The organism is Qiania dongpingensis (assembly GCF_014337195.1).
In the GTDB taxonomy this organism is placed as follows: domain Bacteria; phylum Bacillota; class Clostridia; order Lachnospirales; family Lachnospiraceae; genus Lientehia; species Lientehia dongpingensis.
In genome coordinates this window covers 2,763,757-2,790,060 of record NZ_CP060634.1, presented here as the reverse complement: position 1 = coordinate 2,790,060, position 26,304 = coordinate 2,763,757, and the positions used below count along the sequence as shown (strand labels likewise).

The following is a 26,304-nucleotide window of genomic DNA, read 5'->3' as shown; positions in this document are numbered from 1 at the left end:
TCGGGGAATACATTAATATTATACAGGACAGACGGAATTCTTTTTTTATGCCCGCATCCTGTAAATATCAAGATCTGACAGCAACCTAAAGGAGGAATCATATATGCCCGCAACACTCACAGGCACTGTATTTCACGACCTGAACCATGACGGTCAGTTCACCTCAGGTGACCCCGGCATTTCAGGCGTGAATGTCATCCTATATACCGTCCCAGGCTCTTCATCCGGCACTCCCGGATGTGCCGGGACTACCACAGGGGCGGACGGCCGCTATTCTTTTTCCATTGCGGAGGCCGGAACCTATACCGTATACGAGACCGTTCAGGCCTCTTCTGCCTGTCCGCCGTCCGTCATGGGGCAGCCGGCCGGCTACTCGTACTCCAACGGCCCCCGAAAAGCGGCCGTTACCGTGACCCCAGAACAAATCACTGGAAACCAGACCGTCAACGGCCCTGATTTCAGCCATGACACCTTAGGTTCTCCTCTTCCCTGCGACGCTGAGATGTATCTGTTTGAAGGGCGCCCGACTAACCGCCTGGGCATCAATCTGGTGACCGGCGCCCAAACGGTCTATGGCCCTTTGAATCAGGGAAGCGCCGTCAATGCCATCGGCTACAATGTCCTCGACAACCATATCTATGGATATGACCAGGCTGCAAATACCCTGATCCGCGTGGGCCAGGACGCTCAAGACATGCTCCTCTATCCCCGTCCCGCCGGAATGCCGGCGGCTGCCTATTCGGTAGGCGCCATGGACTTGGCCGGCTTTTATTACGCTTTTGCTCCTGGTACTGGCCGGTTCTATACGGTGGATCTGAGGCAGGATTCTCCGACATTTCTGAAACTTGTGGACCCTGCAAACGGTTATGTGGAACAGACCGGCAACTACGGCACTCCGCTCTCATCTCCACTCACCATCGGAGACTGGGCCTTCAACCCGAGAGACAACCGGCTGTACGGGGTAGAACGAAACGGTGTCGTATACCGAATCGACGAAACAACCGGAAATGTTACCCCTCTCGACACCGCTGGTCCAAACCCCGGTGAGACCTTTGGCTCGGTGGTCATAGACGGAAACGGCAATCTATACGCGGTGAACAACGCGGACGGGACCATTTACCGATATATCCTAAACGGAGATTTTGCCTCCGGCACACGTTTTTCCAGCACACAGGTGGACGCCTTCAATGACGCAGCCATGTGCCCTTACGCAGTCATAGAGCTGGATTTCGGCGACGCGCCAGACGCGGGAGGCAGCGGCGGAGCCGGAAACTACAATACACTCCTGGCAAGCAACGGTCCCCGTCATGGCATCGGCACCGGGCTGTATCTGGGTACGATGGTGACCGCAGAGGAAGACGCTCATCAAAATGCGACAGCGACCGGGGATGATCTGACCCAGGGCATCCAGGACGACGGTCTTTCCATCCCTCTGCCTCTCCTTTCGGTAAATGCCGTTTCCTATTCCCTGAATGTGACCGTGACCAACTATACGGGCAGTGCCGCAAATCTTTACGGATGGGTGGATTTTAACAAAAACGGACTATTCGAGGCTTCAGAGGCAGCAACTGCAGTCACAGTTCCCGCAGGCTCCGGAACCGGCCAATACACTCTCATCTTTAACCGGCCTGCGGGCACTGTCCTGACACCGGACCACACCTTTGTGAGGCTCCGGATCACCAGTGACAACCTGACCGACACCGGCCAGGAGCTGCAGGATACCAGAAGCGTCGGCCCTGCTTCCGACGGCGAAGTGGAGGACTATATTCTGCAGATCGGCACCACCGCCGACTTATCACTGACCAAGACGGCAGATCTCCCGGTGCTGCACACGGGAGATACCATTCAATACACCATCACGATTACCAATAACAGCTCTGAGGAAGCTCTGAACGTCGTTCTGGAGGATATTGTTCCGCCGGAAATCACCGGAGTCATGTATCGTGTCAACGGCGGTCCTCTTGATTATTGGACCGGTTCCCTTCCCCTCGGCACCCTGGCACCCGGCCAGGTGGTCATTGTCACCCTGCAGGGAGTTTTCGACGGTTCCACCCTGGGCCCTGTCGTCAATACAGCCACTGTCACAGCGTCCTCTGACGATCCAAACCCTGGAAACAACTCGGACACAGTTACGACTCCCGTTGAACGTTCTGCCAACCTGGTAATTCAGAAAGAGCCTCGGGCAGCATCAGCCACCATAGGGGAAATATTTGAATTTCTCATTTCCGTCACCAACAAAGGGCCCGATCCGGCTGAAAACACCGATATCACGGATATCGTGGAATCTGATTTATCTTCTCCAGAATATTCCCTGAACGGCGGCGCCGACTGGCTCCCCTGGACGGGACAGCTTTTTATCGGGACACTGGATCCTGATGTCACCTTTTCTTTTCTGCTCCGGGGGACCGTAGAATCCGGCAGCTCCGATACCCTTACCAACACGGCTTCTGTGACCAGCAATACCGGCGATCCGGATCCTTCTGACAACACCGTCACCGTCCAGGTGCCAAAAAATGCTTCCGCTGACTTAAGCGTGGTAAAATCGGGAGAGCCAGACCCGGCAGGCCTTGGCCAGCAGTTAAACTATACCATTGTCGTATCCAACAGCGGTCCGTCTCCCGCCGATGACGTCACCATAAACGATGCCATCCCCGCCGAGCTTTTAAACGCGGAATATTCTCTGGACCGCGTGAACTGGGCGCCCTGGACGGGAACTCTGGCGGCAGGCAGTCTGGAAGCAGGCTCCGTCTATACGGTTTACCTGCGCGGGACTGTAGATCCTTCCTCAGCTTCCGGCCCCCTTTCCAACACTGTCACTGTGGACTCCTCCACTCCGGATCCCGATCCGTCCAACAACACGTATACCGAAACGGTGACTACCGAGGACACAGCCGATCTGGCCATCACCAAGACGGCGAGTCCCGTACCGGTGACCTCCGGCGAAACGCTGACTTATACGATCACCGTCACCAACAAAGGGCCGTCACCCGCCAGAAATGTAACGGTAACCGATCCTCTGCACGCAGGTATCCTGAATCCAGAATACTCTGTGGACGGCAGTGCGTACGCGCCATGGAACGGGCAATATACGGTATCTGCCCTGGCAGCCGGAGCCGTCACCACCATTACGATCCAGGGGACCGTCTCTATATCTCAGGCGGAAAACCTGGTAAATACTGCCGTCGTCACCAGTGATACCCTGGATCCGGACCCCGATGACAACTCCTTCACCACCGTCACTCCTGCCGCCCTCTCTGCGGATCTGGAAGTCACAAAGACAGGACCGGCAGAGGCTGAGGCAGGAGGTCCTGTCACGTATACCATAACAGTGACAAACCATGGCCCCAGCGATGCCCAGGATGTGTCCGTCACCGATGCCGTCCCTGCTGCAGTGACCGGAACAGAATATTCCGTGAACGGAGGCATCTATTCACCCTGGACCGGCAGCTATACCATTCCGGTTCTGGCCGCTTCCGATTCTGTGACGATCAGCATACGCGGAACCCTCAGTCCGTCCGCATCCGGCAGTCTTACAAACAGTACGTCCGTCTCTTCATCCACACCGGATCCAGATCTATCCAATAACGATGATTCTGTGATCACGGACGTAACTGCCAGCGCAGACCTCTCCGTCGTCAAAACGGCCTCTCCGGATCCGGCCGTTCCCGGGCAGGCTCTGACTTACACCGTCACGATCAGCAATGCGGGACCCTCCGCGGCCTCTGACGTGAGTCTGGAGGATAGCCTGCCTGCTGCCCTGACCGGAGCAGAATATTCCCTGAATGGAACCACCTGGAATCCCTGGAGCAGTCCCTATACCGTCGGGACCATCCAGCCGGGAAGCGTCGCTACTATCTATCTGAGAGGTACGGTAGCCTCTTCCGCCGGCACTTCTGTGACCAATACTGCCACGGTTTCCTCCAGTACCCCGGACCCCGACACCGGCAACAACACCTCGACCGTTGTAACACCTGTGAATCTCTCAGCGGATCTGTCTGTCACCAAAACAGCCAGCCCTGACCCGGCTGTTCCCGGAGATCTTCTGACCTATACGATCACGGCCTCCAACGCAGGACCGGCCGACGCACAGAATGTTAAGATCTCAGATACGGCTCCTTCTCTGCTCTCCAATGTCACGTATTCCACCGACAACGGAACAAACTGGACCACATGGCCGGGAACCCTGAGCCTGGGAACGGTCACGGCAGGAAGCGATGTGACGATTCTTCTGCGGGGTACGGTATCAGGCGCAGCTACGGGAACCATCCGCAATACGGCACTGGTCAGTTCCGATACCTCCGATCCCGATCCGTCCAACAATACCGATACGGTCCTGACGCCGGTAAATACCTCTGCAGATATTTCCGTAACAAAAACTGCTTCTCCGACCCCGGCAGAGGCCGGCCAGCTTTTGACTTATACGATCACAGTGAACAACGCAGGACCAAACACCGCGGAAGCCGTCGCTCTGACAGACGCGGTCTCCTCAGACCTGACTCAGGTGGAATTCTCTACCGACGGCGGAACAAGCTGGAATCCCTGGACCAGTCCTTACAATATAGGCAATCTGGACAGCGGCGCAGCCAGGACTGTCCTGATCCGCGGAACCTTGAACGCCGCGGCCACAGGGCTGCTCGTCAACGAGGTCTCTGTTTCTTCCGTCACACCGGACCCTGATCCAGACAACAATACGTTCACACACCGGACTCCGATAGGAACATCGGCGGATATCTCCGTAACAAAAACAGCGGACCCTGATCCGGCCGTTCCCGGCGCTCCACTGTCTTATACTATTACTGTCCGCAACGCAGGGCCGGACACCGCCGCGAATGTGATCCTTACAGACACTGCCGCAACTGCTTTGGAAAATCCGGAGTATTCTCTGAACGGAGGCGCATACGCGGCCTGGACCGGAAGCCTCATGATCGGGAGTCTGGCGGCCGGCGGAACCGTTTCCGTCGTCATTCGCGGCACGGTGGGAGCCGAAGAAGAGGGGCAGCTCACCAATCAGGCTTCCGTCACTACCACTACCCCCGATCCCGATCCGGATAATAATACTACGACAATAGAAACGCCGCTGGCCCCGTCGGCAGATCTCTCCATCCAAAAAACCGGTACGCCGAATCCGGCCGTTCCCGGAGAGCTCCTGACCTACACTCTGACCATCCGAAACGCCGGTCCTTCTCTTGCCAAAGAAATCACTGTCATTGATACGGTACCGGGAATCCTCTCCAACGCGGAATATATGGCGGACGGCTCATCCGGCTGGACCCCCTGGACCGGCACTCTCCAGATTGCATCCCTGGCCCCCGGCGCTGTAACAACTCTCACCATACGGGGGACCCTAGATCCGTCCGCGGCAGGGACCGTCCGAAACACCGCTGTGGTGACGGCCGCCACTCCGGACCCGGATCCCACGGATAATCTATCGGTGGATGAACGTCCGGCCGCCCCCTCCGCCGATGTCTCCATCAGGAAGACTGCCAGTCCCACCCCTGCTGTCCCCGGCAGTTATGTCATCTACACGCTGACGGCTTCAAACGCGGGACCGGCGGACGCGCAGAACATCACACTGACCGATACCATGCCCGCACGGCTCACAAATCAGGAATACTCCACCGACGGCGGCAAAACGTGGAATACCTGGAACGGGACCTTTCACTCTGCCTCACTGCCGGCAGGTTCCACACTGACCGTCATACTCCGCGGACTCCTGCCGGCCTCTGATACCGGCGGCGCGTCTCTCAACAATACGGCAGTCATCGGAAGTGACACCCCGGATCCGAATCCGGACAATAACACCTCAACAGTTGTAACACCTGTAAGTAAGCTCGCGGATCTGGCAGTACGCAAAACCTCCCAGCAGGCCGTCGTCTCCCCCGGTGAGCAGATAACCTACCGCATCACAGTCAGCAATGCGGGACCGGATACCGCGGAAAATATTATCATAAGGGACACTGAGGCGACAGGTCAATTGACCAATGTCCAGTACTCTGCCGACGGCGGAGCTTCCTGGCACACCTGGAACGGCAGCTATAACGCCGGAGCGCTGCCGGCCGGCGGCACACTGCCGGATTTCCTTGTGCGCGGTACCGTGCCGGAATCGGCTACTATCATTACCAACACTGCTTCTGTAAGCAGCGATACACCGGATCCGGATACGAGTAATAACACGTCCTCCCTCAACATCCGGGCAGAAAATATGGCTGATATGTCTATTACCAAATCGGCCTCTCCGTCCCCCGCCGTGCCTGGGCAGAAGATCACCTATACTCTGACGCTGACCAACAGCGGGCCGGGAACCGCCAGACGCGTCACCTTAGTCGACGCGGTGCCGAGTCAGATATCCGGCACAGAGTTTTCCGTTGACGGAGGAGCTACGTGGGCGCCCTGGAGATCCCCTTATGAAATCGCGTCCATGAGCGCCGGAAGCACCGCCGTGGTGCTGATACGAGGAACCTTAAGCGCATCGGCATCCGGCATGGTCATCAACACCGCCGTCGTATCCTCTTCCACCCCGGATCCAAATCCCAGAGACAATACGGTGACCGAAACCACTCCTGTACAGGATGCTGCCGACATCTCTGTGACAAAGCTGGCCCATCCGTCACCTGCCGTCCCGGGGCAATATCTGACTTACACCCTTTTGGTCGCCAATGCGGGACCTGCCGAGGCTCACGATGTCCTGCTGACTGACCTGACGCGGAATGCGGAATATTCTCTGGATGGTGGTGTAAGCTGGCAGCCGTGGTACGGTTCCTACAAGCTGGGCACCATATCCGGCGGAGCCTCAACCAGACTTTTGATCCGCACCCTGCTTCCGTCCGACGCATCCGGAAGCATAGAAAACACGGCATCCGTATCTTCTACCACCCCGGATCCGAATCCGGATAACAACACGGATACCATAAATACACCTGTGGCTGAGACTGCTGACCTCTCCGTACAGAAAACGGCTGAGACCGCCGTTGCAAGTCCTGGAGATACGGTGACCTATCAGATCGTCGTACGGAACCTCGGCACCATAGAAGCCGAAAACGTCCGGCTCCGTGATGATATACCGAATGGACTTTCCAATCTGGAATACTCCACAAACGGCGGCGCAAGCTGGTCTCCGTGGAGCAGCCCCTACCAGCTTGGAAATCTGGAGAACCAGGGAACCAGGACGATCCTGCTCCGGGGGACAGTGACCGCCTCAGCCGGCATTGTTTCCAATATCGTATATGTTGGCAGCGATACGCCGGACCCGGATTACACCAACAACAGAAGTCAGGCCAATGTTACGGTCACGGTCCCTGACGCAGCTGACCTTTCCATTACCAAGACGGCCTGCTCTGATACGGTATGCCCCTGCAGGCCGGCGGCTTTCCACATCACCGTGACAAACAATGGCCCCGGCACGGCTAAAAACGTGATGGTTTCCGATCAGCTTCCATCTGAGCTTCTGCACGGCCGTTATTCCCTGAACAACGGATTCTCATGGCATCCGTGGTCCGGACAGCTGGCGGCCGGCGATCTGGTAAGCGGCGCGTCGTTCACCATACTCCTCGCCGCCAATGTGGACCGGTGCGCATGCGGGCTGATCACCAACCAAGCTGTGGTATCCGCTTCAACTCCTGACCCGAATCCAGACAACAACCGCTCCTCAGCGACCGTGAGGGTCTGCCGGTAAAAAAACGGCGCTTGACAAGAAAAAAATGCAATTATTCTACGGCGGCCCTTCGGGGCCGTCGTTTTTCTGTACTTTTGAATACCTTGCAAACAAGTTTTCTTTGTCTGTATTTACTTGATAGGAGGAAATCCGATTCCATCCAGGCGGCTCGCTGGCAGCCGTAACCAGGATCTTTACGGCCTCTGGTCGGTCCTTTCCAACTGACATAGATAAATCGATATTTTTCCATGTCAGATTCCAACAAAAATCCGTATGATATACGATTTTTGCCTCCCTACGGCAGGGAAGATCCTGCTAACGCCCTTGCGGCGCTCACCTTACGATGGAATCGGATCATTCCTCCTGCTCTTGTTCCCGCACCACGATAAGCTTCCGGTTGTTTTGAAAACCATTGAGGCGGCCACCGTGGCCCGCTGCGGTACGCGCGCGGGCCGTGCGGATACCTGGTACTTTTATGAAATCAGGAAAATGGAAGTCATCCGAAATGGTGCGGCAGATAGAACACCGGCAGAAAGATTTCGGACCGGTCTAAAGGTGAGCGCCGCAGGGCAGAGGCCGGTGTTCCCCAGGTGGAGGAAGACAGAAACGAAAGATACCGATTCCGTTTCTGAGCGAACCGGAGACGGGAAATCATGCGGATTTCCCGCCGACATGTGAGCGGTACTGCCGAAGCGGGGATATAGCAGCCACTGCATCGCCAGCGAACCGAAATCGTGACGGTCCGGAAATTCTGCCGGTGTCTAACTGGGGTTTGATCTGAGCTTATTAAAAAATGATTCCAAAAAGTATTTTATTTCATGCTATAATAAATTAACACCTTGGAAGATTGTTTCTGATCTCAGTATGATATTCTGTTCCAAGCGTTATGGAAGGAGACGAAAATGTATGAATTGATACAGCTGACGGAGCAAAGCTATTATATCCAAAATCCCTCAAAGATCGGGCTTGTCAGACTAAAGGATACCGACGTCTGCCTGATCGACAGCGGCAGCGACAAGGACGCGGGGCGTAAAGTGCGCCAGATTCTGGATGCCCATGGCTGGCGCCTGACCGCCATATACAATACTCATTCCAACGCCGACCATATCGGCGGAAACCGCTATCTGCAGGGACAGACGGGATGCAGGATCTATGCGCCGGGCATCGACTGTGAATTTACAAGGCACCCGGTCCTGGAGCCGTCCTTTCTCTATGGAGCATTCCCGCCCCGGGACCTGCGGCATAAATTTCTCATGGCACAGGAAAGCGACGCTTTGTATCTATCGAAAGACGTCCTGCCGGAGGGCTTCACGGTCCTTCCGCTCCCCGGACATTTTTTCGATATGGTGGGCTTCAGGACGCCGGATGATGTTGTCTTTCTGGCCGACTGCCTGTCCAGCAGGCAGACCCTGGACAAGTACCAGATAACTTTCATCTATGATGTCGCCGCTTATCTGAATACACTTGAAATGGTCTGTTCTCTGACTGCAAAAATGTTTGTTCCGGCCCATGCGGACGCTGCGGAAACGATTGCCCCGTTGGCAGAGTATAATATCAGCAAGGTATTGGAGACCGCGGAAAAAATCCTCTCTTTCTGTGAGGAACCGATCTGCTTTGAACTGCTGCTGCAAAAAATCTTTACGGCATATGACCTCACTATGAACTTTGAGCAGTATGTCCTGGTGGGCAGTACCGTCCGCTCTTACCTTGCGTGGCTAAAGGATACCGGCAGAGCCGACGCCTTCTTTGAACGAAATATGCTGCTTTGGAGGAAGGCGTAAACCCTATGAAAATCCGCACCTATTTGCCGTCCGACTGCAGATGGCTGGCAAAGCTCTTTTATGATACTGTCCATACCGTCAACGCTGAAGACTATACAGAAGAACAACTGAATGTCTGGGCAACAGGAAATGTAGATCTGGAAAAATGGAATCAGTCCTTTTCTGATCATCATACCTTCGTAGCCGTTGAACATGAAATGATCGTTGGTTTTGGAGATATAGACAAAACCGGATATCTGGACCGGCTGTTCGTCCACAAGGATTACCAAAGGAAAGGAATTGCTTCCGCACTCTGCGACGCATTGGAGCACGCGGCCGGTAACGCCAGGATCACCACAGAGGCCTCTGTCACAGCGAAGCCATTTTTTGAAAAAAGGGGATATCAGGTTGTGAAGGAACAGCAGATTGAGAGGCAGGGTATCCTGCTGACCAATTACGTCATGGAATATTATAGAGCTTAACCGTAGAAGGTCAAAGTGAGCAAGCAAAAAAGAGGACAGAATCCCATCTGTCCTCTTGAAGCGAACAACATTAGTCCGCTCTCTTTATTCCTTATTCCCAAAGGTCTCCGCAGCTCTTTCGAGCTCTTTTCGGATGGATATATGCTGAGGACATACCTCCTCGCATTTTCCGCATTTGATACATTCAGCGGCCCTCTTCTTTCCATGCCCGCTCACCAGCCAGTCCTCCTGATGGGCCGCCGACGGCATATCCTGATACAGAGTCAGATAATTTAGTGCGGTAAAGGAGCCGGAAATGCCGATGTTGCCGGGACAAACCTTCGCACAGTAATTGCAGGTTGTACAAGGAATCAACGGAATCCGGGCGATCTCTTTCTGCGCGGTTTTAAGGGTTTCCCTCTCTTCCGCCGAAAGACCGGTAAACTCCTTCATGTAAGAAAGATTATCCTGCATCTGCTCCAGATCGCTCATACCGGACAGCACCGTGATCACGCCTTCCAGATCAGCGGCAAAACGGATGGCCCAGGATGCGATGGATCTGTCCGGCTCAGCGGCTTTAAAAATCTTTTGGACCGATTCCGGAGGATTGGCCAGCATGCCGCCCTTCACCGGCTCCATGATCACCACCGGCTTTCCGTGTTTCCTCGCCACCTCATAGCAGCGGCGGGACTGCACCGCCGGATAATCCCAGTCGGCATAATTGATCTGGAGCTGTACAAACTCCATTTCCGGATGCCTGGTCAGAAGCTCATCCAGCTCCTCCGGCGTGGAATGGAATGAAAATCCGATGTGTTTGATCAGCCCCTGCTCTTTTTTCTCCCGCACAAAGCTCCACATATCGAAGTCATTGAAGAAATGGGTGCGGCCCTCTCCCAAATTATGCAGCAGGTAAAAATCAAAATAGCCCGCCCCTGTCTGCTCCAAAGAAACGTCAAACTGCCTGGCCGCATCCTCTCTGCTTTTACAGTCGATCCACGCCGCGTTTTTAGTCGCCAACTGAAATCTGTCACGGGGATAGCGCTCCACCAGCGCCTGACGGACCGCGTCCTCGCTGCCGGCATATGCCCACGCAGTGTCAAAATATGTAAAACCGGCTTCTAAAAACATATCCACCATCTGTTTGGTCTGTTCGATATCAATCCTGCCGTCCTTCTGCGGCAGCCGCATCATGCCAAAACCCAGTTTTCTGATTTCTTTTCCTAAATGATCCATTCGCACTGTCCTCACTCTTCTTTCTTTTATTTATCTGCCAACAGGCTCTCCGCTTCTTTACAGCCCGAAGCTGTCCGCCCATTTCTTAAGTTCTGCCGTTTCCGCATCCGCATTAAAGCGTTTCCCTTCTTTGAGAAGCGCGCCTGGACAGGATACCTTCAATTCTTCGTTGGTCTGACCCATTCCGCTGCTCCCCGAGGTCGCAAAGGGGATGACAGTCTTTCCTTCCAGATCATAGGACTCCAAAAATGTATTGATGATCGAAGGCGCAACGTACCACCATATGGGAAATCCAATATAGAGGACATCATATTTCCCCATATTGGGAACCTTATTCGCAACGGCAGGGCGGAAAGACTTATCATTCATTTCAATACTGCTGCGGCTTTTTTTGTTCATCCAGTCCAGGTCGGCCGCCGTATACGGTTGTTCCGGTACGATCTCGTGCAGGTCCCCGTCTATCGCCGAAGCCAGTTTCTTTGCCAATTTGGCAGTGACTCCACTTGCCGAAAAATATGCCACCAATATTTTACTCATATTCCTTTCCTCACTTTCTTTTCATGTTCAAGATTGTTTTAAGCTGCTTCCCCACATCAAAAAACAGATGCGCCAGAGAAATGATTCCATATCTGGCTACATCTGTATTTTACTTCTTATTTGCCACAATGTCCAATGCTTATATAAAATCCTCTGCCATTCCCACGAGGTATTTCTGCGTATCTTTTTCTGCCGCCTTCTACCAGGCTGACTGCTTTGCCCCGCACTCGGGGCATCTGACGTTTCGGTTTCCATCGGTAAACAGCCATCCCCCGCCCAAATAGCCGCAGGTTTTGCAGGTGCGCCAGTCCATGCTCCTCAGACCGCCTGTTACGCCGTCCAGAGCCTCGTCGGACAAAGCGGAAAAGCCGTTCCTATTTGTCATCTTTTCTTCTTTCATTCTCGATTCCTCCTTATCTTTATCCTGTCTCTCAGACCATATCCTCCAGGGATATGCCCTGCTCTCTGAAAAATCGGAGCATTTTTTTGAGGGCGCGGCCATGGAGAGTCCGTTCCGTACTGGGGTTTAATCCCAGTGAAAAGGCTGTCTCCCTGCCGCTCCGCCCTTCAAAATAGCGCATATATATGACATTCTGTTCTGTTTCGCTCAGCACTCCGAGCAGGCTCATGATCTCTCCGTGCATTTCCTCAGAATATATACGGTATGCCTCTTCAAAATCCAGAGAACAGGCGAGCGTATCCATAAAATCGTCCAAATTATCCGCAGGCTGCCTTGCCCTGCGGTAATAATCGACGACCGCATGGCGCGCTATGGCATAAATCCATGTGGAAAATCCGGCTTTCTGCGGGTCGTAGTCCCGTGCATGCTCCAATACCTTCAGAAAAATACCGCTGACGATGTCTCCGCAAATCTCATGGTCATAAACCCGGTAATACACATAATTGTAGATTTTGGGAAAATACTGTTCGTACATACAGCTTATCCCGTCCTTTGACTCCAGATCGACTGACATTCTCTCTTCCTCCCGGACCGCTTCTTCATAAAGTACCCTTTCCTCGTTCCATTACCGTCATTCCTTTTTTCTGAAAAGGCCCTTGTCCATGGCAGACCGCTCTTCCTCCGGGATTCCGGCTGCGGCGATCCATTCGTCATACTGGTCCGGGATCTCCCTGACCGCAGAAGACTGTTTAAGCAGTTTTAAAAGAAGTGTCTCCCGGATCGGGCTGTCAGCCGAAAAATCTCTTCGCACCCAGCTTCGTTTCATTCCTGTCTCCTTTATACGCGAATACGCGGGCGTTTCACCGAAACGCCCGCACAATTCGTCTGACTTCCTTTAAGATCAGTCCTTGTGAAAACCGCAAAGATGCCAGCCGTCTTCTTTCATCAAATGAGAACATGCGCCGCATGTACCGCTGACAGCCAGGATCTTCCTGTTGTAGAAGTTCGAGCCGGGAGCGTAATCTCCGCAGGCCTTCGTTATTCCGGTCACGATCCTGTGGCCGCCGTATGCCGCTCTGCCGCCGTCTACAGACTGTAATTCCTCATCCGTCAGTTCCATTGCTTTCTTTTCTTCACTCATGTTCATTTCCTCCTTAAGATTGGTTATTTATGTAAATTATTTTACATACAGGCTAATACTCCGGCTTTACTCGCCGCCGGAAATGATCCTGGCGTCGCACACATGCCAGCCGTCGCACCTGACCATATGTCTGCACGCTCCGCAGGTACCGCTGATGGCAATGACCCTTTGGTTGAAAAAGTTTCTGCCCGGCGAATAGTCACCGCATGCCTTTCCGAAAGCCGTGATGATCCGCTTGCCGCAGTAAACGCCTGCCGTACCGCCATCCACGGACTCCGTCGCTTCTTCACTTAATTCCGTAAATTTCTTCTCTTCACTCATCTGAATATCTCCTTTTCTTTTTCTGGACTTTTGTTTCTCTGCCTTCTGCTTATATATACGGTCAGAAGAACGGAGTGTCTCACTTTCTTTCTATTTTTATTTCTATACCATCTGCCGCCGCACCAGCTCCGCAAACTGCCCGTTTTGGGCAACCAGCTCGTCAAAGGTACCGTCCTCCGCGATCTTTCCCTGGTCTAACAGGATGATGCGGTCACACTGTTTGATGGTGGACAGCCGGTGCGCTATGATGATCCTGGTGCTGTGCAGACCGTCCAGGGATTGGGAGACCTGCTTCTGGGTGATATTGTCAAGCGCCGAAGTCGCTTCGTCGAACATGACGATCTTAGGCCCCGGAGCGATGGCGCGGGCGATCATCAGCCGCTGCTTCTGCCCTCCGGATATTCCGCCGCTTCCCTCGGAAAGAACTGTGTGCATGTTCATCGGCATCCTGCGGATGTCCTCGTCGATGCCGGCCATCCTCGCCGCTTCCCAGGCATCCTCCAGAGTCAGCCACGGCGCGGAAACGACAATATTGGAATAAATATCTCCTGCGAAAAGCGCTCCATTCTGCATTACCACCCCGATATTCCGCCGCACAGAACGCACGTCCAGCGTCTCGAGGTCCTTCCCATCGTAATAGACCGCCCCCGACTGCGGCTTTTCGAAGCCCAGCAGAATACGCATCAGCGTAGATTTTCCGCATCCTGTTTTGCCAACTACCGCTACATACTGGTTCGGACGGATCTTAAGGGACAGATTGTCAAGAATCTTCGGTCCATCCTGTTTATACTGAAATGTGATATTGCTGAGTTCGATTCCTCCGCCCAGCTTTGTGACGCTCTTTTTATGCCCCGATACATCCGGCCTTGCCTTCATGATCGGCTCAGCCATTTCCATCATGGGCTTTATTTTCGCTATAACGCCCGTAATCTGCGCCAGCCCCATGATCGCGGTGCTGACAGAAGCGTAGGCAGCGGTAAACGCCATATAGGTCGCTGGACTCACACCGGAGACCGCCGCCACTGTGTAAAGCACCAGCAGGCTTCCTGCAGAAAACAGTACGCTCACAACCGGGCCCAGCTTCACCACCATCGGCGGATCATAAGAAAGCTTCGCCGATTCCTTATATTCCTTCGCCCATCTGCCGAACATCCGCTTTTCCGAACCGGACAGCTTAATCTTCTGGATTCCATTGAAAATAGAGAAAACCATACCGTTGAGCTTTGCATCCGCATTCAGCGTCTTCCTGGAATAGGACATCTGAAAGTAGCTGTCAAATACTGTGTAGAGCAGATTCAGGCCGAGGATCGCACAGCCCGCTATGGCAAGCGGTTTTGAAAAGCTTATGATCTGGACTACATAGACCAGGGAAAAGAGCGCCGTAAGTCCCGTATTGATCACAGTATCCTCCAGGGTTTTGGCGAGATTGCTTATACTTTCCAGGCGCTTCGCCGTCTCGCCTGCCGACGATTCCTTAAAAAATCCCGGCTGCAGTGACAGAAGCCTCGCCATCGCGGCGCTTTTCACCGCGATATTTAATTTCCGCTCAATCCTGGCGTCCAGGACACTGCTGCACATGGAGAACAGATTGCTGGCTACCAATGCCGTGATCAACAGCACACTGATGGGAAACAGATAATAAGCGATTCCCGCCGGGATGACGCTGGAAAAGACAATCTGGGTGGCGTAGGGCGTCACCAGGCCGATGAGAGATATCACGAGGGTCATCGCCGCCGCATAAGCATAGTCCCACACGCTCAGGCTGCGGGCGATGAAAACCAGGAGATCCCGGATTCCCATCTCCCGTTGAGGAAACGCCTGATAAAAACAGAAAGCATCTCGTTCAAATTCTTCCACATTCCTCTTTGTGACCCGGACTCTCCGCTTTTTCTTCGGGTCGAAATAGCGGTATCCTCTGACGCCGCTGGGAAGAAGCGCCACGACTGTCCCATCCTTTTTGGCCGCCAGAAGCGGATTGATGGAGTCCCGGTACCATGTGTCCGTGAGCTCCACCCGCCGGCGCATAATGCCGGTGGGGCGCAGGGCGTATTCCAACCGGTCATTCAGATTTTTGATCTCCGGAGGGATCTCCGCAGAAGGAGCATGCAGATAATGCAGAATCTCTACAATGGCATTTCCTGAAGCTTCTATGTCGTCTTCCATGGCATGTGCGCCGGCTGAAGGCATCACTACCGAGGAAAGCTCATAAAACGCATTTACGAAAAGTTCGTCATCCATTTCCTGCCGCTGCTGCAGCTGGTCTTCAAACCATCCCATGAAGTCCTCCTCCTTATTCTGTCGTGATGAGCTGCGTATACAGCCCGCCGTTACTCATCAGTTCCTCATGAGTTCCCCGCTCCACGACCTCACCGTAATTCATCACGATGATCTCATCGCAGTCGCGTATGGTGGACAGCCTGTGGGCAACGATGATGCAGGTGATCCCCCGCTCCTTGATGGCATGGATGACCTCGTATTCCGTCTTGGCATCCAGCGCGCTGGTGGCCTCATCCAGGATGACGATGCTGGGATCCTGGGCGAGCACCCGGGCAATCTCCAGCCTCTGCCTCTGTCCGCCGGAGAAGTTCCTGCCGCCTTCGGTCAGCTTACAGCCGTAGCCGTCCCGAAGCATGATTTCTTCGTGCATGCTGGCGTCCTTGGCCGCCATGATGACCTCAAAATCCTCGATGGAATCGTCCCACATTTTGATATTATTGCTGATGGTATCCTGAAACAGTGTGATATCCTGGTCAATCACCGCCAAAGAGCTGGTGAAGATCATATGGTTTATCTCGTCCATCGGCCTGCCGTCAAAACGGATGGAGCCGGACCATGGCTTATAGAGTCCGGAGATCAGCTTTGTCATGGTGGATTTCCCGCAGCCGGAACCGCCGACAAAGGCGATCTTGGAGCCAGGCTTTATATGGATGCAGAAATCATCAATAAGAGGGGCGAGCATCGTATTATATCCGAAGGTGATGTGCTCAAGCTCAATATCTCCCGACAGCTTATGCGCTCCTTTGAGGCTCCCTGCCTCTGACGTCTCTTCTGTCCTGTCAGCGGGATATTCCATCACATCCTCCACGCGCTCCATGGAAGCGCGCATCTGCTGTATAGTAGAGCTGACCGCGGTCAGGGTGAGCGCAGGCGCGATAAACTGACCGATGAAGCCCTGAAAAGCCAGCAGCATGCCGACGGTGAAGCTCCCGCCGAATATCAGCAGCGCCCCGATCAGCAGAACGGAAATATTGGCCAGAGAGGTGAGGAACTGAGGAATGGAATTCATATACAGGTTCACATAAAGCATCCTGTTGTTTTCTGCTGCTTCCCTCGCCACATACCCGGACCAGCGCTGGAAAAAACCGTTCTCCGCGCCGGATGCCTTGATGGTCTCCACCATCTCTATGCCGGAGGTGGTGACACTCTGCACCTTGCCTTGCTCCCGCATGGCAACCCTGCTTATGTTCATGATCTTCTTTGATACGATCTGTGCCGAAAACAGATTGACCGCGACGGTCACAAGACCTACCAAGGTCAGGATCAAACTGTAGCGTATCATAATGACCAAATACAGGATAAGCGTCATAAAATCCAGGATTGTCGGAGCAATCTCCGATATCAGCGTATTGGTGATGCCCTGATTAAGCCCTTGCCTCCCCGCCAGATCTCCGGCGCTCCGCTGTGAGAAAAAGTTCATGGGCAGGTGCAGCACATGCCAGATAAAGCCCGTATTGGCGACAATGGCAAATTTCCCTTCCAGCCGCTTGCTGTATACTGTTTTAAGAAACGTGACCACCAGCTGAAAAAGCACCACGGCGGTCAAAAGCCCTATGAATGGATACAGCCATTCCGCATGTTCTCTTGTTAAGATACTGTCCATGAACACTTTGGAGAATAGAGGCTGAACGATGCCAATGCACGCGATGAACAGCGCCGTGACCATGATAAAGGCAAACGCGGCCTTGGTCCCGGCCAGGCGCTTTTTTACAAAGCCCCAGATACTCTTTGGCGCGCCGCTTTTTTCAAAGTCCTCTCCCGGTTCCAGGGAAAGGACTACGCCGGTAAAGGCCCGGTCAAATTCCTTCATGGAAACGACGGTCCTCCCTCTGGCCGGGTCGTTGATGACGGCTCCCTTCCGGGTAAATCCGCAGAGCACTACAAAATGGTTAAAATTCCAATGGATTACCGCAGGAACAGGAATTTCCCCCACAGCCTCCAGCTCATAGCGATAAGCCTTTGCCTGGAACCCGTATTCCGCGGCGGCTGCCTTAAGACCCTTTAAGCTGCTGCCGTCCCTGGAAACGCCGCAGGCAATACGGACCTGTTCCAACGGGACCCATTTTTCATAATACGCCATGATCATCGCCAGGGAAGCCGCGCCGCACTCCAAAGCTTCCATCTGTATGATCACTGGTACTTTCACCGGTTTTACCATATCTGCCAACTCCTTAGTTTTCCAGGATCAAATCGATCGGCTTCTGATTTTTAAGGACCACCAGGGCCGCGGCCGTCGTACCGGGCCGGACGGCCACTTCTCTGCCTTTGACGGACGACCATTTTAAGCCGCTCGCTGTATTTTCATCCGTCTCCAGCTCCACCGTCACAAGAATTCCCGCCGTATCCGGCATGATGAGTTCCGGCAGCTTTTCGCTGCCCAAGAGCTCCGTCAATTCTTCTTCCGTCACCGGATACGTCTCGATCTCCGCTATTTTTCCCCGGATAAAACCGTAGGAATCTCGCCCCGCCGTGCTGGGTGAAACCTGAACCTCCATCCCTGTCTGCAGGCTTCCCGCATCTTCTGAAGGTACGACCACAGCCAGCCTGTCACAGGTTTCGTCTCCCTCAGCAGAATAAAAGGCTCCCGAAGCGCTGACTGTCAGAGGGATATTACCCAAAAATCCCCATATCAGGCCTCCGGCCAGCAGAAGGCCCAATGCTGCCAGCATGATCACGACACTGGGATTGATGACCTTTATATAATCGTTCAATTTCTCCGGCGATGAGATCCGTTCCAAATTGGTTTTTCTGAACACTTCATTCTGTTCCATGGCCTTTGATTCTCCTCTTTTCCTCATACATCCGTTTATCTGCTTCCAACACCAGCTGTTCCAGATCTTTCGTACAGCCGTTCCAAGCATCCCCTACCGCTACGCTGCAGACAAGTCTCTGCCCTTCATCCCGCTGCCGCAGCTCCCGCAGGATATCATCCCTGCAACGGTTCAGCTCCTCTTTAGAGCATCCGGCCCAAACGATCAGGAACTCGTCGCCGCCTAACCGGTAACCGAATCGGTCCTCACACAAAGCGGTACGAATGGAATCTGCCAGTCGGCGGAGCAGGGCGTCCCCCTCGGAATGATTAAACCGGTCATTCGCCTCCTTCAGGTTATTCAGGTCAAAATACAGGATCCCATACGCTTTCGGTTCCCGGTAGACACTTTCCAGGTCCCGATTATACTGGTTCCTGTTTAAAAGTCCGGTAAGCCGGTCGTGGCTCAGCTCATAAAACAGCTGGTCGCGCATCTCATCTCTTTCCAGGATGAGCCGCTGCATCATCCCGACTTCCTTTACTGCGTCACATCCGAGTCCCATCATATCGCTGATGACATTGATATTCCCAACACGGTACTGAATCCCTTTTGACGTGACCAGGCGGTTTTTGATCTTCAGCCACTGCCCGGAATCCGGTTCAAAATAATCCCAGGTGTAAGGGGGAGCTCCATCGTCCTGATTTTCGGACAGAGAAGGGCAGAAGGGGCAGGGTTCCTCCCTCCCCAAAAAAGCCTTATAGCAGACTTCGCCAAGAAATGGCCCTCCCGTCTTGCTCCTACTGGGAAAACAGCTTATGTACACAACTGTCTTGCTGACTTCCTCCACGATATAAAGGGCTTCCGCACAGCCCAGCAGTCCATTAAGCAGGTCTTGTGTCAATTCCATAAAAACACCTTTCTTTATTCAAGCGGAAGATACTTTTCATAAAGCAGTCTGGCAAATTCCGAACTGGTAAACGACGCGAATTTCTGATAGATATGGTTCTTTCCTTCGTCGGCAAAATCACAGATGCTTTTTACTACGACCGGCTCCGGCTTAAGGCCCGACGCGTGGCGGGCCGCGTAAAAGACGCCGTAGGACTCCATATCAAGTCCTGCCGTCAGAGGAAACTGTGCCCTCACCTGTTTCTCCACCACCTCGCTGTTGGAGACGACTGCCGTGCCGCAGGCCATGGGGCCGATATGGACATGGAACTCATTGTCCGGCGCTTTGGCGGCCCTTCGGACGTAACGCTCTACCTCCTTATCCAGATAGAGGCTGGTGGGACGCGGCAGAAAGCCCACGGTTCCAAACTGTATGCCCGCTTCATCGGCACTGACGAATTTTCCATAGGAATAGTTCCAGACCGTGTCGGCGGCAATCACGTCGCCGAAGATCTGTTCCGCCCCTATCCCGGCGGCTATCCCCGGCATGATCAGGTACCTGGGACGGAACCGTTCTATCAGCTTATGGGAAAGCGACACTGCCGCGGGCATCCCCATTTCCTCCTGCTGAGCCGTGACCAGACGAAAGTGTTTTCCGTCCCGCTCAAATTCTGTCTCATAGTAAATCTGGCTGTCGCCCGGATAATGAAGAGTCCGCCATTCCCCATACAGCCGCATCACGCCGGCGGTCTCTATGGACACTGCCGTCTGGAGGGCCACCGCGCAGCCATACTGCTCCATGCCGCCCGTCATTTATTCAATTCCTTTCGTATCGTCAGAATGTTTTTCCCGCTCTCATAAGCGTAGTCCACCTGGTCCATGGATTTTTTCACCATGAGTATGCCGAGCCCGCCGATCCCTCTCTCATCCGCGGAAAGGGTCGTGTCGGCATCCTTCTTTGCCAGCGGATCAAAAGGCGTTCCGCTGTCCATGAACTGAATAGTCACATGGACCGGCTCTCCCCCGACCTCGCATCGGATGGTGGCCTTCCCGACTGAAGGATTATAAGCGTAGTGAGCAATGTTGACATAGATTTCCTCCACAGCTATGGAAATCTGCATAATGGCTTTCATGGGACAGTCATTCTGTTCCAGTTCCCGTTCAATAAAGTCCTGTACGGCACTCAGATTCTCCAGAGTGGCCGCCACCGTTAACTCTTTCATGATCCTCTCTCCTTCGCTCCTCTGAGCCGCAGGCTCACCATGGTGATATCGTCAAACTGAGGGGCGCTGCCCACAAAGGCGTCGATATCTTCTTTGATAAGGGAAAGAAATTCTCCCGGCGCTGCTTCTTTGTGGCGGTTCAAAGACTCCAGCATCCGCTCTGTCCCAAAAAGCGTATTGTCCCCGTCCGTCGCCTCAGCCACCCCGTCCGTATAGACATACAGGCTGTCGCCGGGGCCGAGTTCCAACTCATACTCCCGGTAGCGGGCATCCTCCATGCCCGCCAGCACAAATCCGTGCTTATCCTTCACGAGTTCATAGTCCCCGCCATCCTTTCTCAGAGCCGGATACTCATGCCCCGCGTTGGCACAGGTGAGGCGGCCGGCAGAGATTTCCAGGATTCCCAGCCAGACGGTCACAAACATCTGCGCTTCGTTATTCTCACAGAGCTGGTTATTAACCTTCTCCAATACTGCCTTGGGAGAGAGGCCGGTCTGAGCGCAGTTTTTAAGAAGCGTTTTGGCAATGACCATAAAAAGGGCGGCCGGCACTCCTTTTCCGGATACGTCGGCGATCACTATCGCCAAATGATCATCATCCACCAGGAAAAAATCATAGAAATCTCCTCCTACTTCCTTCGCTGGGGTCATGGTAGCATAGATATCGAATTCCGGCCGTTCCGGAAACGCCGGAAAGATGCAGGGCAGCATCGAGGCCTGGATTTCAGTCGCCACGGAGAGCTCTGCCCCGATGCGCTCCTTTTCTGCAGTGACGGCCCTTAAGTCGTGCATATAGGCAGTGATATCGCGCATCATGGTATTGCAGGAATCTGCCAGAAGGGTTATCTCATCCCCCGTATCAATGTCCGTGATCTTTGGCTCTGGTATCTCTCCCGAATCCGCGGGCTGGGCCGCGAACTCCCTGACGTTTTCTGCCAATCTCTCCAGAGGGTCGACGATATTCCGCTCCACATACCACAGGAACACGATCGCCACGGCAAAAATAATATTGATCGCAAGGCCTACTATCTGATAGACATAGCGCCAATGGGTCAGCGTATCATCTCCTGTCTGGGAATGATAAGCCGTGAGGCCCACAAAGGCGATAAAAATGACGGCGAGCATCAAAAACCCGATGACCACCTTTGTCTTGATTGTAGTCTTTACTTCCCGGATATTTCTGAGCTGCTCTTTTTTATCAAAATTAAAGGGTTTTCCCACTGATGGAAACACCAGGACCATGGAAACTGCAAGCAGTGCCGGCGCTTTTATACTTTCCACCGGCGCTCCTCTCAAAAATGATATCCAGAACCATCCCAGGCCCAGGGCCGCCGCTGCAAAGAGCATACAGTCAAAACGAAGATAGCTCCCCTTTTTCCTGCGCTTTGCGCCAGGCACATAGTAGTCGGGATGAAAACGTTCCAAAAATATCAGGATGGGGACTCCCAACAGAACCGCAAAGTCAAAATTATTGAAAAACAGCAGCGCATAAGAGCTTCCGCTTCCGGAAAATCCTGCCGTTTCAAAAATCAGGGACAGCATCCCGGTCACCACCAGGGAATCCAGAAGGATCACATAAATGTACTTGAGTATCTTCCGCACACTGCCAAGTGTCGGGTAGAGGTCTTTTTCATCGACCCGAAAAGAATACCACAGCTTATAAGGCAGATAAGCATAAAAAAAATTAGCCAGGAATCCCATAATACACACAAAAGCATTGCTTCCGGAAATCATATCAGAGATCAGATTCCCGATCGCCGTACCGAACGCCGCGGCAGGGCCCCACATGAGTCCCAGCACCGGAGGTATCACATTTGCCGGCCGTATTTCCGTGATTCCGGGCATCAGAGAGAGCAGCTGCCGGAAGGGAAGGGCCACCGCAAAAAACAGCACGGCGGAAAGGACCAGCCGGAGCCAGTTCTTTTTGTCCCGGAGTGAATCCAAAATAACATTCAACCTCGTTCCCTCCTTTACAGTACGATGTGGAGATTATTAAAGCCGATGACTCGTTTATAGCTGAATTCCTTCGCCACTTTCTTTACCAGATAAATCCCCAGCCCTCCGATATCTCTTGATTCCGCGCCGGCCGTGATATCCGCGTCCTTTTTTGCCGTCGGATCGAACTGAACGGCGTCATCACGGATATTTAAGAGCACCTGCTCTCCAACTGCGATCCGGATATCGATGTAATGTTTTTTGCCGTCCTTGAACCCATATTTGATGATATTGACCGCAATTTCCTCGATGCAAAGCAGGATATAATACTGTTTTTTTCCGTCTATCCCGTTTTTATTGCAGAACGCTTCAATTTCTTCATTGAGTGCAACGATATTGGCCTCTTCGTTCAAGATCAGTGTCTGATAAATCCGATCCTCCGGGATTTCCGATGCCCGTATCTGAAGCAGACTGCCTTTCGTCACCAGGACAGCCGTCAGAAGTGTCAGCACCTCCGATAGGAGAAGAGAGGCCCAGACCCCATTTTCTGAAAGCCCGGCCCCATATACCAGCACCCAGATGAACAGAGCCGGAAATAAAAGGTTATCAAGCACCGTGAATATCAAGGACAGACCCGGTTTCCCCGTGGACCGGTAAAGGCTGTTTAAGAACGCCGCCGCTGAAGAAAACAGACAGGACAGGCCGATCATCCGAACTGCCGCCGTAACGTTCAGGGAAAACAGAAGGGACAGATACGGGGCCCCCGCACACAATAAAAGACAGAGGAGCACGGCTCCGCAGGCCAGGACGCGGCCGGCGGTTTTAGCCGTCAGGCGTATGCTTTTTACGTCCTGTTCTCCATAGTAGACACTGAACATGGGCTGAGCCGCATGATTCACGCTGTCATAAACCGCATAGATGAATGTGACCGCATATTTCACCACGCCGTATGCCGCAATCCCCGATGTCCCCGACACGTCCAGCAGGACGTTGTTGATGATGACCGTCAGAATCGTCTGAGCCAGAAAAATCATGCTTCCCGCAAAACCCGGCTGTGCGATTTCTTTCAGATTGCCCGCCCGGAAGCCTATCCGGAACCTCAGGACAGATCTTCCGCTCAAAAAATATCCCAGATAGAACAGGACACAAAGCCCATTGGAAATCACAGACGCCGCCGCGATACAGGAGACCGGAAGTTTCATCCCGCCGATGAACAGCCACAGCAGGATTAAATTTGAGAAAATGGAGATCAGGGTGCCCGCCATTGCGACTCCGGGATGGCTGTCATTTCGGATAAAGGCGTTCAGCACGCCGCAGAGCAGAAGGAACGGCATACCCATGAACAGGATCCGGACGTATTCTCCCGCCGCGTCCTGCTCGGAGAATGTCCGAGCGCCCAGAAGCGGAAGCAGAGAACCGCTCATTAAGACTCCAAAAATCAGAGCCAGAATGCCGAGGACCGCTGTGCCAAAAACCGCGGCCGTGAATATCCGTGAGGCTTCCTTTTTATCTCCCTGTCCCTGCCGGATGGAGACAGCGATTCCGCCGCCCACTCCGAAGAAATAAGTGATGATATTGGTGAAGATCATCACAGGCAGGGCCAGCCCCACCACATAGCTTCCTTTCCCGCCGAAAAACAGGCCGGCAAACAGAATATTCAGCAGGCTCATGACTGCCGTCCCCATCGTGGAGATTGCCGTGGGGATAAAAAAAGTTCGATATGTTTTTCGGATGATTTCCTGATATTCCATTCCTTTATTTATTTCCTTCCCAATGCTTTTTCCCTCAGCCGCTCTTCATTCGGATGCCGATTAAACGTAGCGCTGTCAAAATACAGATGATTCATTTCCATCCAGCGGTTTAAAAGACCCGTTTCCCTCTCCGTTCCGCCCAGTTCTTCATCCACACCGAAAAGATATGTCCTGTTCTGAAGCCGTCCCCTCTGCTCCCACAGCGTTCTGGCAGAAAGAAGCATCTCCGAGAACACCGGATCGATCATGCCGTAGGTCAGGCTGTCGGAGCTTTTGTCATAGAAGTTGAGGGGAAATCCCTGAGCCAGGAGAATCAGCTCTTTTCCACCGGGAAAGCGGTAAGCATCCGCCTGGTACAGCCGCGTCCTCTGTGCGCCGGCTAATAAATCAAACACCTCTTCAAACTCCACCTGCTTGGAAGAGGAGCTTGCCAGAAAAATCCGCCCCGACGTACCTCTCAGGAAGTATTCCAGCATTTCTTTTGTAAAGGAAGGTTTACCCACATTCCCCATCACAAGCATATCGTCGCGGAACTCTCCGTCCCAAAGGGTGAGGCCATCTTCTTTCGCTGTCTTCCGGATCTCCGCGTCCGTGTCATACACCTGCATATGGACATGATTCAGTGAAAGACAGCATGCCACACTCCGTCCGATGATCCCGTATCCTATCAGAAGGACATCGCGAAAGTCTATGAAACTTCCTTGCCGCCGGAGCATCCGCTTCAGCTCTCCCACCACCCGGTCGGCAACAAAATAGGACTCCACACGGACCTTGTACGCCGAGCGGGCCACGCTGACAGCCGGGTATAAAAGCTTCCCCTCTTTACTGGCGCGGGTCCCCGCGGTAGTCTGCTCCACACTCCCCAGGACGGAATCCACAAAGCGGGGATGCGCGGAAAGCCACTGGCTCAGCACCGGATAGTGGTATCCGCCGTCTTCCACGACCAGAAGCCGCCTTCCCTGCTCCAGCTGCTCCCGCACTTCATGCTCCAGGGCGAGGGCAATCATCCGCCGGACCGCGCGGAGGAATCCCGGAGGCTGTTCTTCTGCCTTCCGGTTATTCCGAAGCAGTATATAACCGGTATCTGTCTGTATGCCATGATACGCGCCGTAAGTGAGTCCTTCAGGCACACCTCTGTCATTATAGGGGACAGCCACAAACACCACCTGCCCGAATTCCTTTTTTAACTGTTCGGTGAAATAAAAGGAATTTTCCATGCAGTGGTTGATATGCAATACCACCGTATCTTCCGCTCTCTCTCGCTCTGAAAGCAGGGATTCCAGCAGGGGCATGACCGCATCGTTCATCGAATTTTCCTCCATACCGGCTCCAATGGCCACTCCGGCCGGCAATCAGTTTTCAATCGTCAGGATATCCGTGAATCCAGTGACCTCAAAGACTTCCATGATGGTGTCATTTACATGGCGTACCAGGAGCTTCCCCTGCTTGTTCATCTGCTTCTGCGCGCCCAGGATCACTCTGAGTCCCGCGGAAGAAAGATACACCAGTTTCTCCATATCCAGAATCAGGCAATCAACTCCGTCCATACTCTGTTTCAATTCCGCCTCCAGCTCCGGCGCCGTAGTCGTATCCAGGCGCCCTTCAAGAATGACGGTCAATTCGGATTCGATTTGAATTTTTGAAATAGTCATAATAAACTTCTCCTATCCTTCTTCATTTTTATGAAAGTCCAGCTTTGTGTCCACCCGGTTTTCCGGGCACCGGCAAATACTGGTATGGATATGCAGCTCCGTGCTTTTACGAAAGTCTGCGTATCTGCAGTACCAGCATTCCTTGATACCGCCCGCGTCTTTAGCGCGGGTCCAGTGTTTACAGCAGTAGTCTTCCGTAACGATCGGATATCCGTCATCCGTGACGCCTATAATCGTTCTCATCTGCCTGTCTTTCATAACGGTTCCTCCACCTTGGCCTTTCGTCCTGTGTAATTTCACTTTATCACAAACAGGGCAGAAGAATTCC

General features: G+C 53.4%; 22 protein-coding genes. 4 read left to right on the top strand and 18 right to left on the bottom strand.

Annotated features, from left to right (window positions below):
• The first annotated feature begins 103 nt into the window (after positions 1–103).
• The 4 genes from H9Q78_RS13085 to H9Q78_RS13070 all read left to right on the top strand — a co-directional run bounded on the left by H9Q78_RS13085 (position 104) and on the right by H9Q78_RS13070 (position 9,893).
• On the top strand, positions 104–7,672 hold the full coding sequence (locus tag H9Q78_RS13085) for a GEVED domain-containing protein (RefSeq protein ID WP_249302277.1): 7,569 nt from the start codon (positions 104–106) through the stop codon (positions 7,670–7,672).
• 252 nt (positions 7,673–7,924) lie between these two features.
• Entirely contained in the window at positions 7,925–8,329 is a 405-nt protein-coding gene (locus tag H9Q78_RS13080) for a hypothetical protein (RefSeq protein ID WP_249302275.1), read from the top strand.
• Positions 8,330–8,553: 224 nt separating this feature from the next.
• Positions 8,554–9,432, top strand: a complete 879-nt coding sequence (locus tag H9Q78_RS13075; protein WP_249302273.1) for an MBL fold metallo-hydrolase — start codon at positions 8,554–8,556, stop codon at positions 9,430–9,432.
• Positions 9,433–9,437: 5 nt separating this feature from the next.
• Positions 9,438–9,893 carry a GNAT family N-acetyltransferase gene (locus H9Q78_RS13070; RefSeq protein ID WP_249302271.1) on the top strand — a complete coding sequence of 152 codons (456 nt, stop codon included), beginning with the start codon at positions 9,438–9,440 and terminating at the stop codon, positions 9,891–9,893.
• Between the two features lie 84 nt (positions 9,894–9,977).
• Here H9Q78_RS13070 and H9Q78_RS13065 read toward each other — a convergent pair whose 3' ends face one another.
• The 18 genes from H9Q78_RS13065 to H9Q78_RS12980 form a co-directional block, all read right to left on the bottom strand.
• A complete protein-coding gene (locus H9Q78_RS13065) occupies positions 9,978–11,105 on the bottom strand; it encodes an aldo/keto reductase (RefSeq protein ID WP_249302269.1) in 1,128 nt (375 codons plus the stop codon).
• A gap of 57 nt (positions 11,106–11,162) precedes the next feature.
• Positions 11,163–11,642, bottom strand: coding sequence for a flavodoxin (locus H9Q78_RS13060; RefSeq protein WP_249302267.1), 480 nt, complete (start codon positions 11,640–11,642; stop codon positions 11,163–11,165).
• A gap of 199 nt (positions 11,643–11,841) precedes the next feature.
• Complete coding sequence (locus H9Q78_RS13055; RefSeq protein WP_249302265.1) at positions 11,842–12,042, bottom strand: hypothetical protein; 201 nt, start codon at positions 12,040–12,042, stop codon at positions 11,842–11,844.
• A gap of 31 nt (positions 12,043–12,073) precedes the next feature.
• Positions 12,074–12,616, bottom strand: a complete 543-nt coding sequence (locus H9Q78_RS13050; RefSeq protein ID WP_249302263.1) for an RNA polymerase sigma factor — start codon at positions 12,614–12,616, stop codon at positions 12,074–12,076.
• A 57-nt stretch (positions 12,617–12,673) separates the two neighbouring features.
• A complete protein-coding gene (locus H9Q78_RS13045) occupies positions 12,674–12,868 on the bottom strand; it encodes a hypothetical protein (protein ID WP_147597294.1) in 195 nt (64 codons plus the stop codon).
• Positions 12,869–12,943: 75 nt separating this feature from the next.
• A complete protein-coding gene (locus H9Q78_RS13040; RefSeq protein WP_249302261.1) occupies positions 12,944–13,183 on the bottom strand; it encodes a hypothetical protein in 240 nt (79 codons plus the stop codon).
• A 66-nt stretch (positions 13,184–13,249) separates the two neighbouring features.
• On the bottom strand, positions 13,250–13,504 hold the full coding sequence (locus tag H9Q78_RS13035; protein ID WP_249302260.1) for a hypothetical protein: 255 nt from the start codon (positions 13,502–13,504) through the stop codon (positions 13,250–13,252).
• A 102-nt stretch (positions 13,505–13,606) separates the two neighbouring features.
• On the bottom strand, positions 13,607–15,781 hold the full coding sequence (locus tag H9Q78_RS13030; protein ID WP_249302258.1) for an NHLP bacteriocin export ABC transporter permease/ATPase subunit: 2,175 nt from the start codon (positions 15,779–15,781) through the stop codon (positions 13,607–13,609).
• 13 nt (positions 15,782–15,794) lie between these two features.
• Positions 15,795–17,939 (bottom strand): NHLP family bacteriocin export ABC transporter peptidase/permease/ATPase subunit, encoded by a 2,145-nt coding sequence (locus H9Q78_RS13025; RefSeq protein ID WP_249302255.1) that lies wholly within the window; start codon positions 17,937–17,939, stop codon positions 15,795–15,797.
• Between the two features lie 13 nt (positions 17,940–17,952).
• Entirely contained in the window at positions 17,953–18,552 is a 600-nt protein-coding gene (locus H9Q78_RS13020; RefSeq protein WP_249302254.1) for a hypothetical protein, read from the bottom strand.
• A complete protein-coding gene (locus H9Q78_RS13015) occupies positions 18,539–19,438 on the bottom strand; it encodes a GGDEF domain-containing protein (RefSeq protein WP_249302252.1) in 900 nt (299 codons plus the stop codon). The genes H9Q78_RS13020 and H9Q78_RS13015 overlap by 14 nt, the downstream gene beginning before the upstream one ends.
• A gap of 14 nt (positions 19,439–19,452) precedes the next feature.
• On the bottom strand, positions 19,453–20,229 hold the full coding sequence (locus H9Q78_RS13010; protein WP_249302251.1) for a 5'-methylthioadenosine/S-adenosylhomocysteine nucleosidase family protein: 777 nt from the start codon (positions 20,227–20,229) through the stop codon (positions 19,453–19,455).
• Positions 20,226–20,639, bottom strand: a complete 414-nt coding sequence (locus H9Q78_RS13005; RefSeq protein ID WP_249302249.1) for an ATP-binding protein — start codon at positions 20,637–20,639, stop codon at positions 20,226–20,228. The genes H9Q78_RS13010 and H9Q78_RS13005 overlap by 4 nt, the downstream gene beginning before the upstream one ends.
• Complete coding sequence (locus H9Q78_RS13000; RefSeq protein ID WP_249302248.1) at positions 20,636–22,594, bottom strand: PP2C family protein-serine/threonine phosphatase; 1,959 nt, start codon at positions 22,592–22,594, stop codon at positions 20,636–20,638. Before H9Q78_RS13000 ends, H9Q78_RS13005 begins: the two co-directional genes overlap by 4 nt.
• Positions 22,595–22,608: 14 nt before the next feature.
• Entirely contained in the window at positions 22,609–24,324 is a 1,716-nt protein-coding gene (locus tag H9Q78_RS12995) for an ATP-binding protein (protein ID WP_249302247.1), read from the bottom strand.
• 8 nt (positions 24,325–24,332) lie between these two features.
• Positions 24,333–25,631, bottom strand: a complete 1,299-nt coding sequence (locus tag H9Q78_RS12990; RefSeq protein ID WP_249302245.1) for a Rossmann-fold NAD(P)-binding domain-containing protein — start codon at positions 25,629–25,631, stop codon at positions 24,333–24,335.
• Positions 25,632–25,676: 45 nt separating this feature from the next.
• Positions 25,677–25,976 (bottom strand): STAS domain-containing protein, encoded by a 300-nt coding sequence (locus tag H9Q78_RS12985; protein ID WP_249302243.1) that lies wholly within the window; start codon positions 25,974–25,976, stop codon positions 25,677–25,679.
• 12 nt (positions 25,977–25,988) lie between these two features.
• Entirely contained in the window at positions 25,989–26,234 is a 246-nt protein-coding gene (locus tag H9Q78_RS12980) for a hypothetical protein (RefSeq protein ID WP_249302242.1), read from the bottom strand.
• Between the last annotated feature and the right edge of the window lie 70 nt (positions 26,235–26,304).

What these genes read in the sequence shown, in the direction of transcription:
- H9Q78_RS13070 (WP_249302271.1), top strand. Translation starts at nt 9,438, where the DNA reads ATGAAAATCCGCACCTATTTGCCGTCCGACTGCAGATGGCTGGCAAAG.
- H9Q78_RS13075 (WP_249302273.1), top strand. Translation starts at nt 8,554, where the DNA reads ATGTATGAATTGATACAGCTGACGGAGCAAAGCTATTATATCCAAAAT.
- H9Q78_RS13065 (WP_249302269.1), bottom strand. Translation starts at nt 11,105, where the DNA reads ATGGATCATTTAGGAAAAGAAATCAGAAAACTGGGTTTTGGCATGATG.
- H9Q78_RS13015 (WP_249302252.1), bottom strand. Translation starts at nt 19,438, where the DNA reads ATGGAATTGACACAAGACCTGCTTAATGGACTGCTGGGCTGTGCGGAA.
- H9Q78_RS13025 (WP_249302255.1), bottom strand. Translation starts at nt 17,939, where the DNA reads ATGGTAAAACCGGTGAAAGTACCAGTGATCATACAGATGGAAGCTTTG.
- H9Q78_RS13050 (WP_249302263.1), bottom strand. Translation starts at nt 12,616, where the DNA reads ATGTCAGTCGATCTGGAGTCAAAGGACGGGATAAGCTGTATGTACGAA.
- H9Q78_RS13030 (WP_249302258.1), bottom strand. Translation starts at nt 15,781, where the DNA reads ATGGGATGGTTTGAAGACCAGCTGCAGCAGCGGCAGGAAATGGATGAC.
- H9Q78_RS13005 (WP_249302249.1), bottom strand. Translation starts at nt 20,639, where the DNA reads ATGAAAGAGTTAACGGTGGCGGCCACTCTGGAGAATCTGAGTGCCGTA.
- H9Q78_RS13035 (WP_249302260.1), bottom strand. Translation starts at nt 13,504, where the DNA reads ATGAGTGAAGAGAAGAAATTTACGGAATTAAGTGAAGAAGCGACGGAG.
- H9Q78_RS13045 (WP_147597294.1), bottom strand. Translation starts at nt 12,868, where the DNA reads ATGAAACGAAGCTGGGTGCGAAGAGATTTTTCGGCTGACAGCCCGATC.
- H9Q78_RS12995 (WP_249302247.1), bottom strand. Translation starts at nt 24,324, where the DNA reads ATGGAATATCAGGAAATCATCCGAAAAACATATCGAACTTTTTTTATC.
- H9Q78_RS13020 (WP_249302254.1), bottom strand. Translation starts at nt 18,552, where the DNA reads ATGGAACAGAATGAAGTGTTCAGAAAAACCAATTTGGAACGGATCTCA.
- H9Q78_RS12990 (WP_249302245.1), bottom strand. Translation starts at nt 25,631, where the DNA reads ATGAACGATGCGGTCATGCCCCTGCTGGAATCCCTGCTTTCAGAGCGA.
- H9Q78_RS13055 (WP_249302265.1), bottom strand. Translation starts at nt 12,042, where the DNA reads ATGAAAGAAGAAAAGATGACAAATAGGAACGGCTTTTCCGCTTTGTCC.
- H9Q78_RS13085 (WP_249302277.1), top strand. Translation starts at nt 104, where the DNA reads ATGCCCGCAACACTCACAGGCACTGTATTTCACGACCTGAACCATGAC.
- H9Q78_RS13060 (WP_249302267.1), bottom strand. Translation starts at nt 11,642, where the DNA reads ATGAGTAAAATATTGGTGGCATATTTTTCGGCAAGTGGAGTCACTGCC.
- H9Q78_RS13010 (WP_249302251.1), bottom strand. Translation starts at nt 20,229, where the DNA reads ATGACGGGCGGCATGGAGCAGTATGGCTGCGCGGTGGCCCTCCAGACG.
- H9Q78_RS12985 (WP_249302243.1), bottom strand. Translation starts at nt 25,976, where the DNA reads ATGACTATTTCAAAAATTCAAATCGAATCCGAATTGACCGTCATTCTT.
- H9Q78_RS12980 (WP_249302242.1), bottom strand. Translation starts at nt 26,234, where the DNA reads ATGAAAGACAGGCAGATGAGAACGATTATAGGCGTCACGGATGACGGA.
- H9Q78_RS13040 (WP_249302261.1), bottom strand. Translation starts at nt 13,183, where the DNA reads ATGAGTGAAGAAAAGAAAGCAATGGAACTGACGGATGAGGAATTACAG.
- H9Q78_RS13080 (WP_249302275.1), top strand. Translation starts at nt 7,925, where the DNA reads ATGATATACGATTTTTGCCTCCCTACGGCAGGGAAGATCCTGCTAACG.